The sequence below is a fragment of the Chimaeribacter arupi genome (assembly GCF_002858805.1).
Classification (GTDB): Bacteria; Pseudomonadota; Gammaproteobacteria; order Enterobacterales; family Enterobacteriaceae; genus Chimaeribacter; species Chimaeribacter arupi.
Window position 1 is genome coordinate 81,807 of record NZ_PJZI01000011.1, and the last position, 15,760, is coordinate 97,566.

Consider the following 15,760-nt stretch of genomic DNA (forward strand, 5'->3'; position numbering starts at 1 on the left):
GTTACGCGCCCTGATCTGGGGAGGTGTTTTTATTCAGGGAGGTCAGCGTGCCGCGCAACTGCTTGCTCAGCAGGCGCGCACGCAGCGCCAGCAGGCAACCCGCCAGCATCATCACCGCCAGCGACAGCTTGGGTGACAGCGGCAGCGCCATCGCCGCCAGCCCCAGCACCGAGCCGCCCGCCATCTGCACAAAGCCCACCAGCGCCGAGGCAACCCCGGCCTCACTGCCGTACGGCTCCAGCGCGTAGCTGGTGGCCGGGCCCATCATAAACGCCAGCCCGGCACAGGCCGCGGCCACCGGCAGCATATAGACCCACCAGTGCGGCTGCACCGCCTGCGGCAACAGCAGCACCCCTGCCACCAGCCCCAGCGCGCCCAGCAGCATCAGCAGGCTGCCGACAGCCAGGCAGACCGGGCGGCCGAGTTTATGGATCACGCGGTTGGCAAAGAAACTCACAAACAAAATCCAGAAGCCGTTGGCCCCGAACGCCAGCGAAAAGTGCAGCGGCGACAGCCCGCCGGTGCCCATCAGCACCGTGGGGGCGAGCGACACATAGGTCAGCGCCATGCCCATCGCCCCGGCGTTCACCAGGCTGAAGGTACGGAAGCGGTGATCGCGCAGGATGGCACCGTATTGCCGCAACGGCAGGCCGCGCACCGGCTGGGTGTCTGCCGGGCGGGTTTCCGGCAGCAGCGTGGCGATCACCACAAACACCACGGCGGCATAACCGGCCAGGAACCAGAAGGGCGCGCGCCAGCCAAAGGCCTCGGCCAGCAAGCCGCCCAGCAGCGGGGCCATCGCCGGCACAATGTTCAGCGTGCCGTTGAGGAAACCAAAGGCGCGGGCGGCCTCTTCGCCGTTCATGCGGTCACGGATGCCGCTGAACGCCACCACGGCGGTACAGCAGACCGCCAGCCCCTGCACCAGGCGCGAGGCAATAAACATCGCCGGGCTGACGGAGAGCGCCGCCAATACCGCCCCGGCCAGATAAAGGGCAATCCCGGCCAGCGCCACCGGTTTGCGGCCGTAGTTGTCCACCAGTGGCCCGGCCACCAGCTGCCCGGCACCCAGCACCAGGATAAACAGGGAAATCGTCGCCTGGATCACCGCCTGCGGGCTGCCCAGCCCGGCAGCAATGGCAGGGATGGTCGGCAGGTAGAGATCAATGCCCAGAGGGCCAAGCAAGACAATAGAAAGCAACAGCAGTAAAAAGGTTTGCATAGTGTACGAGTAACATCCTCATGACGATCGTGCCGTAACCGGCAAAAGAAACGCGCCGCCTAACAGGCGGCGCGTCAATCACAGAGCGGGAGGGTGCCGGGCGGCGGCACCGTGCGCTTACGTTGTTTTCCAGAAGTCGTCAAATACCGTGACCGGCAACTGACGCTTGTGTTCGGTGCGGGTGTACCAGCGTTCAATAATCTCCGCCACCTTCGGCTCTGCCGGTTTGCCTTCCAGGTAGTCGTCGATCATCTCGTAGGTCACGCCCAGCGCCACTTCATCCGGCAGGCCGGGGCGATCCTCTTCCAGGTCCGCCGTCGGCACTTTCTTGTACAGGTGCTCCGGGCAGCCCAGCGCCGCCAGCAGCGCCTTACCCTGGCGCTTATTGAGGCGGAAAATCGGGTTGATGTCCGTGCCGCCGTCGCCGTATTTGGTGTAGAACCCGGTAACGGCCTCGGCCGCGTGGTCAGTGCCCACCACCAGCCCGCGCGTCATCCCGGCGATGCTGTATTGCGCTTTCATCCGCTCACGCGCTTTTTCATTGCCTTTGACAAAGTCGGACAGCTCAATGCCGGCCTTGCGCAGGGCGGCTTCACTGGCGACCACCGATTCCTTGATGTTCACCGTCAGCACGCGGTTGGGCTGGATAAAGGCGATGGCGTCCTGGCAATCGGCTTCATCCGCCTGGTTGCCGTACGGCAGGCGCACGCCGATGAATTCGTAGCTGTTGTCGCCGGTTTCCTCACGCAGCTCGGTGATGGCCATCTGGCTGAGTTTGCCGGTCAGGGTAGAGTCCTGGCCGCCGCTGATGCCCAGCACCAGCGTGCGCAGCGCCGGGTTAGCCTGAAGATATTCCTTCAGGAAGTCAACGCTGCGGCGGATCTCCTCCTGCGCGTCAATCTGTGGTTTTACCTTGAGTGCCTCAATAATCTCTTGTTGCAATGCCATTGCCACGCCTCCTGAGTGCCGGTTAACTGCGGATATCTCTGTTAATTCTAGACATAAAATCATTCATCCCGGAGATAAAACTACCCCGGCGGGGGATAAAGGACAAGGCGCGATCGCGTGTCAGGCGGTTGAGCGCGTGCGCATTGAGCAGAAAATCCGCCGTTTATCCAGACAGTTAGCTATGCTTAACCGGGGCCGGTCCGTGGAGGGCGGCCATTTCCGGATTAATCCGGGGCAACCCCGGCCGGTTTCCGGCGTCTCACTGAGGGGTGATGACACGATCGCCCATGATGGGGCCAGACAACCTGATAACAAGGAGGATTTATGCAGAGAGCGTTACCCGCGCCATTTGACTCACCGGTTCGCGCCGGCAACGGGGAGGGCGCGTACTGATGGCAACGGCAATTTTTATGGTATTGATGGTGTGCGGCTACTGGTACACCACCCGCGATGTCTCCTCGCGTTTCAAACTCAAGCGCACCTTTGGCTGGGACGTCTATTTTGTGGTGGCGTTGTACGGCTGTATTTTCGTGTTGCAGGGGCTGTTGGTGATCGCCATCGTCTACCTGGTGCTGTGGGGCTTCTCCGGGCTGATGAACCAGTTCCCGTGGATTATCGGGCATGACCTCCAGCTGCAACGGGACTTCATTATGTGGAGTTTCTTAGGCATCCAGGCCCCGGTGGTGATCATGCTGGCGGTGTCGGTGCTGTTGTGCCTCTCCTGCACCTCCTGGTCGCGCAATATGCAGCTTGACCCGGCCGGGCGCAAAAGCCTCTACCAGCAACTGACCCGCTCCAACGGCGTGGAAGGGCTGCTTTATCAGTGTATGGACCAGGGCGATCTGGTATTTGTCACGCTGCGCTCGCGCCGCGTCTACATCGGCATGGTGCATACCCTGCGCTGCGAAAGCGGCACCACGGACAACGTCGTGCTGATCCCGATGGTCAGCGGCTACCGCGACCCGGAAACCCAGAAGATGCAAGTCGAGCATAATTACGCCAGTTACTACCAGCAGCACGGTATTACGCCCACTTCAGAACCGGTTTCTGCGCTCTATTTCCGTAAGGTGATTATGCTGAACCAGATCGAGACGCTGTCGCTGTTTGACCCGGCCACCGCCACGGCCTTTGAGGCGCTGGCCGAGCGCGAGCGCAAAGAGGATGAGCAGGACGAGGCCCTGAAAAACCGCATTCCATAATTTGCGGCCACAAAAAAGCCGGGCAACGCGCCCGGCTTTTTTTATGCCTGCGTCAGCCGTCCGGGGGTTACCCGTTGATCACGACGCCGCCGTTGATGTGGAGAGTCTGGCCGCTGACGTACGAGGCGTCTTTGCAGGCCAGGTAAACATAGGCCGCCGCCAGTTCCGAAGGTTGGCCGGGGCGTTTCATCGGCGTCTCCAGGCCAAATTTCGAGACGTGATCCTCATCAAAGGTGGACGGGATAAGCGGCGTCCAGATCGGGCCGGGGGCCACAGAATTGACGCGGATGCCGCGCTCCAGCAGGTTGGTGGAGAGCGAGCGGGTAAAGGCGGTGATCGCCCCTTTGGTGGAGGAGTAATCAATCAGGGTCGGGTTGCCGCGGAAGGCGGTAATGGAGCTGGTGTTGATGATCGCGCCGCCCTCCGGCAGGTGCTTCAGCGCTGCCTGCACCAGGTAAACCATCGAGAAGAAGTTAGTGCGGAAGGTTTTCTCCAGCTGTTCTGCACTGATCTCTTCCGGCGTCTCTTGTGGGTGCTGCTCCCCGGCAATGTTCACCAGCACATCCAGCCCACCGAAATGGGCCGCGGTTTTCTCCACGGCCTCCGTGGCAAACGCCTGATCGCCGAGATCACCGCGGATCAGCAGCGGCTCCGGGCCATACTGGGCCGCCAGGCGCTGGGTTTCGCGGGCGTCCTCATCCTCCTCCAGGTAGACAATCGCGACCTTCGCCCCCTCTTTGGCGTAAGCAATGGTCACGGCGCGGCCGATGCCGCTGTCGCCGCCGGTGACCAGCGCCACTTTCTCCTTCAGCTTGCCCGCGGCGCAGTAGTCCGGATCGTCATACAGCGGTTTCGGCTCCATCGGGGCCTCGCGGCCGGGTTGCTGGTCCTGGTGCTGTTTGGGCAGGGTCTGTTCGCTCATGGTTCCTCCTTAAAGAAATAAACGGGGAGGGCGCGCCTCCCCGGTAACAATCAGGCCGGGACGGCGGCGGCCTTGGTGCTGCGTGACCAGATGCGGTGCTGCTCCAGCGCGTCGAGGAAACTTTGCAGCAGCAGCCCCTCGGCTTTCGCCCCTTCCGCAATGCCTTCTTCCGTGGCGCTGTCATCAATGCCGAGCAGCGGTTTGACGCGGGAGGCGTCACCGCTCAGGCCAATCACTTTCAGGTGCTTGTATGCTTCCAGCAGGAAGTGGCGGGCGTCGCCGTCCAGCAGCAGCGAGTCGATGTTGCCGTTCGGCACCAGCACCGCATCCACCGTCACCGACGGCGTGTTGCTGAAGGTGCCGTCCACCGGCACGGAGGAGCCGTCATCCGCCAGCACTTCGCCCATATGGCGGGCCAGCAGTTTCGGGTGAACCCCCTCGGTTTTCAGCGCCTGGAGGATCTCCAGCACGTCCGCCGCGTGTACGCCGTCACTCAGCATCACCGCCACGCAACGCCCTTTCAGCACACCGTCCCCGGTGGCATAGAGGCTCAGGGTCTCATCCTTTTGCAGGCCGTTGACGCTGTGCGGCAGCGGGTATTTTTTCGCGTCATCCGGCAGCCGGAAGCCGAGGTTTTTACCGACCTCTTCCGCCAGGTTGATGTCCACGCGCGCCAGCAGATCCACCACCCGCTCACGGATGTAGGTGCGGCCCACCTTGCTCAGCTCAAAGGAAAACGCCCCGATGATGTGCTCCTGCTCCACCGGCGTCTGGCTCATCCAGAACAGGCGCGGCTGCGAGTAGTAATCCGCGAAGGATTCACTGCGTTCGCGCACTTTATGGCCGTCGATGCGCTCGTAGTGGCTCTCAAACCCGCCGCCCGAGGCTGCCGGCGGGGTTTCGCGCGGCCAGTTGTTGTTGATGGAGTTCGGCTCGTAGCTGGCCGGGTTGGTGTCGATGTCCATCCGGTGCATGCCGTCACGCTGGAAGTTGTGGTACGGGCAGACCGGCCGGTTAATCGGGATCTCATGGAAGTTTGGCCCGCCCAGGCGGCTGATCTGGGTATCGGTGTAGGAGAACAGCCGCCCCTGCAACAGCGGGTCATTGGTGAAGTCGATGCCGGGCACCACGTGGCCGGGGTGGAAGGCCACCTGCTCAGTCTCGGCGTGGAAGTTGTCCGGGTTACGGTTCAGCACCATCTTGCCGATGATCTCCACCGGCACCAGCGCCTCAGGGATCAATTTGGTGGCGTCGAGCAGGTCGAAATCGAACTTGAACTCATCCTCTTCCGGGATCAGCTGCACGCCCAGCTCATATTCCGGGTAGTCCCCGGCCTCAATCGACTCCCACAGGTCACGGCGGTGGAAATCGCTGTCTTTACCGGCCAGTTTCTGCGCCTCATCCCACAGCAGCGAGGCTTTGCCCGCCAGCGGTTTCCAGTGGAAACGCACGAAGGTCGATTTCCCCTCGGCATTGATAAAGCGGAAGGTGTGGATGCCGAACCCTTCCATGGTGCGGTAGCTGCGCGGGATGCCGCGGTCAGACATCGCCCAGAAGACGTTATGCAGCGTCTCCGGCTGGAGCGAGACGTAATCCCAGAAGGTGTCGTGGGCGCTGGCACCCTGCGGCATCTCATTGTGCGGTTCCGGTTTCACCGCGTGGACAAAGTCCGGGAATTTATGGGCGTCCTGGATAAAGAACACCGGGGTATTGTTGCCGACCAGGTCGTAGTTGCCCTCGTCGGTATAAAACTTGGTGGCAAAGCCGCGGATGTCACGCACGGTATCGGCCGAACCGCGTGACCCCTGCACCGTGGAGAAGCGCACATAAACCGGGGTCTGTTTCGCCGGGTCCTGCAAAAAGGCGGCTTTGGTGACGTCACTCATTGAGCGGTAGGGCTGGAAGTAACCGTGGGCCGCCGAGCCGCGCGCATGCACGATGCGCTCCGGGATACGCTCGTGGTCAAAGTGGGTGATCTTCTCCCGCATAATGAAATCTTCGAGCAGCGTCGGGCCGCGGACGCCGGCGCGCAGGGAGTTCTGGTCGTTGGCAATTTTGGTGCCGTGATCGGTGGTCAGCGGCTGGTTGGCCCCTTGCTTGCGGTGAATCTCCAGCGCATCGATCTTGGCGTTGTGGATGTCCGGGCTTTTCTGGCTGCCGGGGGCAGTCGGTTCCTTGCCGGGCGGTGTCGGTGCAGGGGAGGGCTGATGCGAATTATCTGCCGGGGCAAGATCTCCCAGGCCGGGCTGGGCAGCTTTGCCGTCCGTGGCCGGGGCCGGGTGAGAGGCGGTTTTCAGGGTTGTCTGATGACCTGTTATTTTCGACATTGAGCAATACTCCTCGGGGCGACGCTCTTATCATTGAGCTTTTGGGTGACCTTCAGATGGTGCAACCACTAACTATAGGACATCATGCCCACTTAACCGGAATTCTCGGACAAATCATGTTATCTTATAGGTATGGTTAATTTTTAATCACCCTTATCCCGGCTCGCCCGGCCTGCTTTCTGACCGTTCACCTTTTTTCACGCCGCTCCCCCCGATACGCCGCTGACCGGCAGTATTGCCGGGTTCCTTCAGGGCCAGATGCCCGCTCTTCACCTGTTTCATGGCCGCCACCTTGCGCGGCGCGCGTCTTTTCCCGGCCTGTGGTTACGGCCCGGCGCATCCTGAAAGGAGAAAGTATGATGTTATCCGGATTACTGTTCGCCGGCCGCGAAAGCCGCGGGCCCTGGGACGATCTCCGTCCGGTGCGCGGCGAGATGTTCGGCATTGAACGGCTGGAGCAGCACGCCGCCTCGCTGGCCGCCGCGCAGCCGGTGGCCGCCCGCCCGCCGTCCGTCAGGTCATTACAGGCCCGGCTCGACCAGAACGCCGCCATCCTGCTGTCGGCGTACCGGTCCAATGCACAAGAGCTGGCGCAGGGGCGTCAGGTCGTGCCGGCGGCGGAATGGCTGCTGGACAACTACCACCTGGTCGCGGCGCAAATCACCGACATTCACCGCCATCTGCCGCCTGGCTATTACCGGCAACTGCCGAAACTGGCAGATGGCCCGTTTACCGGTTACCCCAGGGTCTTCGGGCTGGCCTGGGCCTATGTGACGCACACTGACAGCCATGTTGACCCGGAAACCCTGCGCCGCTTTATCAATGCCTATCAGCAGGTTCAACCCCTGACCATTGGGGAACTGTGGGCCGTGGCGATCACGCTGCGTATCGTGTTGATTGAGAACCTGCGGCGGCTGGCGGAACAGATAACCCAGGGCCGCCAGGCGCGTAATGAGGCCGACCGGCTGACCGCCCAATTGATGACCCAGGAGGATGCGCTGATGGCGCTGGCATCGGCCTCTGCCGCCCTGGGCAATGCCCCGTTGCCGGAGATATACGCCGCGCAACTGGTGAAAAACCTGCGCGGCCAGGACCCGGAAACCACCCCGGCGCTGAGCTGGCTGGCGCGCCGCCTGCAACAGCAGGGCACCACCCCGGATGAGGTGGTGCTGCATGCCCAACAGCGGCTGGGGGCATCGAACGTGTCGGTGCGCAATGTGATAACCAGTATGCGGATGATCTCCGATCTCGACTGGGCCGTGATGTTTGAGAGCGTGAGCCTGGTCGACCGCACCCTGCGGCAGGCCGGGGCGTTTGCCGCGATGGATTTCCCGACCCGCAACCGCTACCGCGGTGCGATTGAACAGCTGGCCCGCGGTGCCGGCCGGCCGGAGGGGGAAGTGGCGGCTGAGGCAGTGGCGCTGGCCACCGCGCCCGGCGACGCGCGCTTGCCGCAGCAGAACGAGCCGGGTTACTACCTGATTGACCACGGGCGCCATCAGCTTGAAACCCGGATCGGCTTTACCCCTTCCCTGACGCTGCGGCTGCAGCGCGGCTTCCGGCGGGTCGGGCTGACCGGCTACCTGCTGGCGCAACTGGCGGTCACCCTGGCCGGGGCCGCTGCCCTCTGGGCCGGGCTGGCCGCGCTGATGCCCGGCGGTGTCGGCGCGGCGGGCTGGGCGGCCCTGTTGCTGAGCCTGTTCCCCCTGAGCGGGCTGGCGGCGGTGCTGGTCAACCGGACGATCAACAGCCTGTTTGCCGCCAAACCGTTGCCGGCGATGTCGCTGGAGCAGGGGGTACCCGCCGCGCTGCGCAGCATGGTGGTGGTGCCGACCCTGCTGACGCGGGCAGAGGACATCAATGAGCAGATTGAACAGCTGGAAGTGCACTACCTGACCGGTGTCTCCGGCGATCTGACTTTCGCCCTGCTGACCGACGGCATAGACGCCGCGACCGAAACCACCCAACAGGATGCCGAGCTGCTGGCGGGCGCCCGCCAGGCGATGGCGGCGCTGAATGCACGTTACGGGCCGGGCAGCCACGGGCCGCGTTTCCTGCTGTTGCACCGCCGCCGCCATTACAACCCGGCTGAAGGGGTGTGGATGGGCTGGGAGCGCAAACGCGGCAAACTGCATGAGCTGAACCGGCTGCTGCGCGGTGCCACAGACACCCATTTTATGGCAGAAGAGGGGCAGGCCCCCTGGGTGCCGCCGGATGTCCGCTACGTCATCACCCTGGACGCAGATACCCACCTGCCGCGTGATGTGGCGCAAAAACTGATTGGCAAAATGGCCCACCCGCTGAACCAGCCGCGCTGGGACGCCGGGAACACCTGGCTCGTCTCCGGCTATGCGATCCTGCAACCCCGCGTCACCATGGCGCTGCCGATGGGCCGGGAGGGATCACCTTACCAGCGTATTTTCTCAGGGCAGGGCGGCATTGATCCCTATGCGGCGGCCGTGTCCGATGTTTACCAGGATCTGTTTGGCGAAGGCTCCTACACCGGGAAAGGCATTTATGACGTGGATGCCTTTGAGCAGGCCCTGCACGGGCGGATCCCGGAAAACACCCTGCTGAGCCATGACCTGTTCGAAGGGGCGTGCGCCCGCGCCGGGCTGGCCTCAGATGTTGAGCTGGTCGAGGCACCGCCTGCGCGCTATGACGTGATTGCCCGCCGCCAGCACCGCTGGACGCGCGGTGACTGGCAGTTGTTGCCGTGGCTGGTGGGTAACGGCCCGGCCGGGGCAGAGACACCTGACGGCCGGGGCGGGCTGGATGCGGTCGGCCGCTGGAAGATGACCGACAACCTGCGGCGTTCGCTGGTCAGCCCGGCCTTGCTGCTGGCCCTGGCCGCGGGCTGGACACTGCCGGCGGCGGCGGCCTGGCTGGTGACCTTATCGCTGCTGGCTACCCTGCTGTTAACCTCCATTGTCCCGCCGTGGTGGGAGGCGCTGTTGCGCAGCCGCCGGCCGGCGTTATCCGCAGCGGATAACCTGCGGTTAATGAAGCAGGAGGGGCGCCTCTCCTGCCAGCAGGCGTTACTGACCCTCTGTTTGTTGCCGGATAATGCCTGGCGGATGCTGGATGCGATTGTGCGCACCCTTTATCGCGTGACAGTGTCACGCAAACACCTGCTGGAGTGGGTGCCGGCCGCGCAACTGGCCGCCAACCCGTCACCCACCTTTGCCGGTTTTTACCGGCTGATGATGCCCGGCACCCTGCTGGCGCTGGCGCTCTGCCTGCTGGCCGGTCTTACCGCCCCCTGGAACAGCGGGCTGGTTCTGCTGTTTGGTGCGCTGTGGCTGGCCGCCCCGGCGGTGGCCTGCTGGGTCAGCCGTGAACCGGCGCAGGCCCGGCGGCAGGCCCTCAGCGCGCCTGACCGCCACGCGCTGCGCCTGATTGCCCGCCAGACCTGGCGCTACTTTGAAACCTATGTCACGGCCGCAGAGCACTGGCTGCCGCCGGATAATTTTCAGGAGCAGCCTAAGCCGGTGATCGCCCACCGGACCTCACCCACCAATATCGGCCTCTATCTGCTCTCCACCCTGGCCGCCCGTGATTTCGGCTGGACCGGGCTGGCGCGCACCGTTGCGCGGCTGGAAGAGACCTTCGGCACACTGGTGCAGATGCCGCGCCATAACGGCCACTTCCTTAACTGGTACGGCACCCGTGATTTACAGGTGCTGCAACCGGCGTATGTCTCCGCCGTGGACAGCGGCAACCTGGCCGGGCATCTGCTGGTGGTGGCGGCAGCCTGTGAGGCCTGGTGCCACCAGAATGAGGTGCAAGACCCGTACAGTGCGGTTGACGACCACCTGCGGTTAATGGAACAGGCGTTGGCGGCGGCCCCGCTGCCTGCCGGCAGCCCGGCGGAGACGTTCCATTCCCGGCTGGCGGAGCTGCGCGCCGATGTGGCGCTGGCACAGCCGTGGCCGGCGCTGTTGGCGGCGTTGCTGCCGTTAAGCGAACCGCTGCTGCAGTCGGCGCGCCAGGCCGCCCCCGGCACGCCGGACGGTGAGGAGCCGGCATTGCTGTTTGCCTGCCGGGCGCTGCATGACATGCTCCAGGAACACGACTACGATCGCCGCCATCAGGACGGCCCAGGCTGGCTGGCCCCGCGTTTGCTGCGCCTGGCGCAACAGGCGCGCGATCTGGCCTATGGCATGGATTTCCGTTTCCTGGTCAACCCCGAACGCCAGCTGTTGTCCATCGGTTTTTCCGTGGCGGATAACCAGCTAGACGGCAGTTGTTATGACCTGCTGGCCTCCGAGGCGCGGCTGGCCAGTTTGTTTGCCATCGCCAAGGGGGATATTGCCACCCGCCACTGGTTCCGGCTGGGGCGCAACACCGTGCGGTTGCAGCACCAGGCGGCGCTGCTCTCGTGGTCCGGGTCGATGTTTGAGTATCTGATGCCGTCACTGGTGCTGCGTGCGCCGGAAGAGAGCCTGCTGGCGGAAACAAACCGCCTGGTGGTGGCCCAGCAACAGGCCTATGGCCGCCGCCTGGGCATTCCCTGGGGCATCTCTGAATCCGCCTATAATGCACGGGATCTCGAGTTTACTTACCAATACTCCAACTTCGGCGTGCCGGGGCTGGGGCTGAAACGCGGGCTGGCGGAAAACACCGTGATCGCCCCCTATGCCAGCGGGCTGGCATCGATGGTCGACCCGGCCGGGGCCGCGGAGAACTACCGGCGCATGGCGCGGCTGGGCGCTTATGGCCGCTACGGCTTTTATGAGGCGCTCGACTTCACCCCGAGCCGCCTGCCGCGTGGGGAGCGCGTCGCCGTCGTCTATAACTACATGGCCCACCACCAGGGCATGACGCTGGTGGCACTGGCCAACGTGCTGCACAACGGGCTGATGCGGGAACGCTTCCACCGGGAACCGGCCATCCAGTCCGTGGCGCTGCTGCTGCAGGAGCGCCTGCCGCAGGCACCGGCACTCGTCCGGCCGCTGGCGGATGAAGTGCGCGCGTCCGCAGGCAGCAATGAGGAAGAGAGCGGGGCGTATCGCCACTTTACCGGCACGCCGCCGGGCGCACCCGTCACCCATCTGCTCTCCAACGGTAACTATGCGGTGATGATCTCCGCCACCGGCGGCGGTTACAGCCGCTGGCACGACATCGCCGTCACCCGCTGGCGTGAGGACAGCACCCGTGACAACTGGGGATCGCTGATCCTGCTGCGCGATCTGCGCAGCGGCCGCATCTGGTCAGCCTGTGCAGCCCTGCAATCCCCGGAAGAGGCGCAGCGGGAGGGCGGCCGCCCGGCGCGTGTGCTGACGCCGTCACGCCGGACGCAACAGCCGGATAAACACCATGCGGTGCTGTTTGGGGAGGATCATGCGGCCTTTACCCGCCACGAGCAGCGGCTGACGTCGCGGCTGGAGATGCTGGTGTCCGGTGAGGATGACAGTGAGGTGCGGCGCATCACCCTGACCAACCGCGGGCGCCGGCTGCGTGAGCTGGACTTTACCTCCTATATGGAGCTGGTGCTGACCCAGGCCGCCACTGACAATGCCCATACCGCCTTTGCCAGGATGTTTGTGCAGACGGCGTTCCTGCCGGAGTATGGCGCGCTGATCGCCACCCGCCGCCGCCGCACGCCGGATGAACCGGTGATTTGGGCCGGGCATTTTGTGGTGGTGGAGGGCGATACGCAGCATGAGATTGGCTATGAGAGCGACCGCGCACGCTTTATCGGCAACGGCTTTTCGGTGTTTGAGGCGCAGGCGATGCAGCCGGATCAGGCGCTCTCCGGCACCACCGGCACGGTGCTTGATCCGATCTTTTCCCTGCGGCGCAAGGTGAGGATCGGGGCCGGGAAAACCGTGCGGGTGGCGTTCTGGACGGTGGTCGCCGGTTCCCGCGACGCCCTGATCAGCCTGATTGACAAGCACCATGACCGCCACGCCTTTGACCGCGCCAAAACCCTGGCCTGGACGCAGGCGCAGGTGCAATTACGCCACCTGGCGGTGAAACACAGCGAGGCGGCCGATTTCCAGCGGCTGACCGCGCCGCTGCTGTATGCCGATCCGCGCTTTGGCGCGCCGCCGGCGGAGATCATCCGCGGGGCCGGGCCGCAGTCTGACTTGTGGCCGCTCGCCATCTCCGGCGATCTGCCGATCGTGCTGCTGCGTATTGATGACGCGGCGGATATTGCCCAGGTCAAACAGCTGCTGCGCGCGCATGAATACTGGCGGCTGAAGTTGTTGAGCGTTGATCTGGTGATCGTCAACGACCGCGCCTCCTCCTATATCCAGGATCTGCAAATCGCCATTGATACCGCGGTGCGCAGCAGCCAGTCACGGCCGCGGTTGGGGGCGGTGGTGCAGGGGCAGGTCTATACGCTGCGGGCCGATCTGATGAGCAGTACGGCCCATGCGCTGCTGGCCTCGGCGGCGCGGGTGGTATTGCATGCCCGTAACGGGCCGCTGGAGCGCCAGCTGGCCTTTATGCCGCCCCTTGCCACAGAGGCGTATGCAGAAACCGGGACGTACCACGGCCAGCCTGATCCCCTGCCGGAGGAGGAAGCCCTGGAGTTTTTCAACGGCATCGGCGGTTTTGCCAACCAGGGGCGGGAGTACGTCTGCCGGCTGGAGGGCCGCAAGATGACGCCGTTACCCTGGATCAATGTGGTGGCCAACCCCGCCTTTGGCTTCCAGGTGTCGGCACGCGGCAGCGGCTACACCTGGGCGGAAAACAGCCGGGATAACCAGCTCACCCCCTGGAGCAACGATGCGGTCTGCGATCCGTCCGGCGAGGCCTTCTATCTGTTTGACCGCGAAAGCGGGGCCTTGTGGAGCCCGACCGCACAGCCGATTGATGACGGCGGGCGTTATGAGTCGCGCCACGGCTGGGGGTACAGCAGCTTCCGCCACCGCGCCAACCAGATTGAAACCACGCTGTTGCACTATGTGCCGCTGGCGGATGCGGTGAAAATTTCGCGGCTGACGGTGCGCAACCTCAGCCAGCGGCGGCGTGTCATCCAGGTCACGGCTTATGCGGAATGGGTGCTGGGCAGCCAGCGGGGGGCCACCGCGCCGTTTGTGATAACCGACCGGGATGCCCACAGCGGGGCCATCCGCGCCCGCAACCTGTGGGGGATGCAGTTCCCCGGCCGGGTGGCATTCGGCTGCCTGCGTGAACCGGCAGAGGCCTCGACCGCCAGCCGCCGGGAGTTTCTCGGCCGGAACGGCCATACCGGTGAGCCGCTGGCGTTAATCAGCGGCACGCCGCTCTCCGGGTTTACCGGCGCGCGCACCGATCCCTGCTGTGCCTTGCAGCACTCGCTGGATCTGCCGCCGGGCGGCAGTGCGGAGGTGGTGTTCCTGCTCGGCCAGGGCAGCAATGAGGAGGACGCCCAGCGGCTGATTGCCTATTACCGGAAAACCGATCTGGATGCAGTACTGCGGGAGGTCACCGCACACTGGCTGGAGGTCACCCAGGCTGTGCATGTGCAGACCCCCGACCGGGCCATGGATATTCTGCTCAACGGCTGGCTGCTCTACCAGACGCGTGCCTGCCGCATCCAGGCACGCTGCGGCTTCTACCAGACCAGCGGGGCCTACGGCTTCCGCGACCAGTTGCAGGACGGCATGGCGCTGACCCTGACACGGCCGCAGGAGACCCGGTCGCACATTCTGCGCGCGGCCGGGCGGCAGTTCCCGGAAGGGGATGTGCAGCACTGGTGGCTGCCGCATTCCGGCCAGGGGGTGCGCACCCGCATCTCTGATGACCGGGTCTGGCTGGCCTTTGCCACCGCCACCTATCTGGGCGTGACGCAGGATGAGGCGATCCTGGATGAACGCCTGCCGTTCCTCGACGGGCCGCCGCTGGCGGAGGGCCAGCATGACGCCTTCCTGCAACCCGGCCTCTCGGCTGAACAGGCGTCGCTGTTTGAACATTGCGCCCGCGGGCTGGACCAGTGCATCACGCTGACCGGCCAACACGGCCTGCCGCTGATCGGCACCGGTGACTGGAACGACGGCATGAACCGCGTGGGCGAGCAGGGCAAAGGGGAGAGCGTCTGGCTGGGGTGGCTGTTTATCCGGGCTGTCGCGCTGTTTGCGCCTTATGCCCGCCGTTACGATGCCCCGCGCGTGGCGCGTTGGGAGGCCCATGCGCAGGCGGTGCTGCAGGCGATTGAAACCCATGCCTGGGACGGCGAGTGGTACCGCCGTGCCACCTTTGATGACGGCACCTGGCTGGGCAGCCGGCAGAGTGAGGAGTGCCGCATCGATGCCATTGCCCAGAGCTGGGCGGTGCTCTCCGGCAAGGCTGACCCGGCGCGGATGCGCCGCGCGATGGCGTCGCTGTCGCAACAGCTGATCCTGCCGGATGCGGGCCTGTCATTGCTGTTTACCCCGCCGTTTGACCAGACGGCGCACGACCCCGGTTACATCAAAGGGTATCCGCCCGGCCTGCGGGAAAATGGCGGGCAATATACCCACGCCGCAATGTGGAATATCCTGGCTTATGCGGCGCTGGGCGACAGCCAGCGCGCGGCCTCCCTGTTCTCCCTGCTTAACCCGATCCACCACAGCGCCACCGCGCAACAGGTCGCCACCTATCAGACCGAGCCGTATGTGATGGCGGCCGATGTGTACTCGGTGGCACCGCATCAGGGGCGGGGCGGCTGGACATGGTATACCGGCTCGGCAGGCTGGATGTACCGGGCGGGGCTGGAGGGCATTCTCGGGCTGACGCGGGCAGGGGATACGCTGGTTCTCGCCCCTTGCCTGCCCGTGGCCTGGCCGGGGGCCACGCTGATGGTGATGCTTGGCGGGCGGCATTGCCGGATCACGCTGCATAACCAGCGGCATGGGCAGCACCATGCCACGCTGGATGGGGGGCTGCTGGCCTGGCCCGCCGGAGAAAAACTGCTGATCCCGCTGACTGACGGCGATCACCAGGTGGAGGTTTTTCTGTAACCCGCTAAGGCAGGCGTGAATTACCGTAGAAAGGGCAGGGGGAATATCGTCCCGCTGCCCTTTATTATTGGGCAGGCAACCGGTAAGTGTGTTTGTTATTTAACCAGTCAAGAGCAGGGCGTGTAAAAATTAAGTCAAATTTGGCCCAGGAAAAGGCGGTTAATTAAGATTAATCTAAAAAGAACCGTTATTTACATTATTCGGTCTAA

At 64.2% G+C, this 15,760-nt stretch carries 7 protein-coding genes; 2 read left to right on the forward strand and 5 right to left on the reverse strand.

Annotated features, from left to right (window positions below; all coding sequences use genetic code 11):
* Position 1: 1 nt before the first annotated feature.
* Both CYR52_RS08800 and nadE read right to left on the reverse strand, forming a co-directional pair.
* Complete coding sequence (locus tag CYR52_RS08800; protein ID WP_101828440.1) at positions 2 to 1,222, reverse strand: multidrug effflux MFS transporter; 1,221 nt, start codon at positions 1,220 to 1,222, stop codon at positions 2 to 4.
* Between the two features lie 117 nt (positions 1,223 to 1,339).
* On the reverse strand, positions 1,340 to 2,170 hold the full coding sequence (gene nadE, locus CYR52_RS08805; protein ID WP_072929886.1) for an ammonia-dependent NAD(+) synthetase: 831 nt from the start codon (positions 2,168 to 2,170) through the stop codon (positions 1,340 to 1,342).
* A 392-nt stretch (positions 2,171 to 2,562) separates the two neighbouring features.
* On the opposite strand from nadE, the gene CYR52_RS08810 reads away from it, so the two are divergent.
* A complete protein-coding gene (locus CYR52_RS08810) occupies positions 2,563 to 3,369 on the forward strand; it encodes a hypothetical protein (RefSeq protein ID WP_072929884.1) in 807 nt (268 codons plus the stop codon).
* Positions 3,370 to 3,436: 67 nt separating this feature from the next.
* On the opposite strand, the gene CYR52_RS08815 is transcribed toward CYR52_RS08810, so the two are convergent.
* The 3 genes from CYR52_RS08815 to CYR52_RS23005 all read right to left on the reverse strand — a co-directional run bounded on the left by CYR52_RS08815 (position 3,437) and on the right by CYR52_RS23005 (position 6,900).
* The gene (locus CYR52_RS08815) at positions 3,437 to 4,291 is read right to left on the reverse strand and encodes an SDR family oxidoreductase (protein WP_072929882.1); all 855 of its coding nucleotides are present in this window, start codon (positions 4,289 to 4,291) and stop codon (positions 3,437 to 3,439) included.
* A gap of 50 nt (positions 4,292 to 4,341) precedes the next feature.
* Positions 4,342 to 6,618 (reverse strand): catalase HPII, encoded by a 2,277-nt coding sequence (gene katE, locus CYR52_RS08820; RefSeq protein ID WP_072929880.1) that lies wholly within the window; start codon positions 6,616 to 6,618, stop codon positions 4,342 to 4,344.
* Positions 6,619 to 6,771: 153 nt separating this feature from the next.
* The gene (locus CYR52_RS23005; protein WP_276327358.1) at positions 6,772 to 6,900 is read right to left on the reverse strand and encodes a hypothetical protein; all 129 of its coding nucleotides are present in this window, start codon (positions 6,898 to 6,900) and stop codon (positions 6,772 to 6,774) included.
* A 74-nt stretch (positions 6,901 to 6,974) separates the two neighbouring features.
* On the opposite strand from CYR52_RS23005, the gene CYR52_RS08825 reads away from it, so the two are divergent.
* On the forward strand, positions 6,975 to 15,551 hold the full coding sequence (locus CYR52_RS08825) for a glycoside hydrolase family 94 protein (RefSeq protein ID WP_206605016.1): 8,577 nt from the start codon (positions 6,975 to 6,977) through the stop codon (positions 15,549 to 15,551).
* The last annotated feature ends 209 nt before the right edge of the window (positions 15,552 to 15,760 follow it).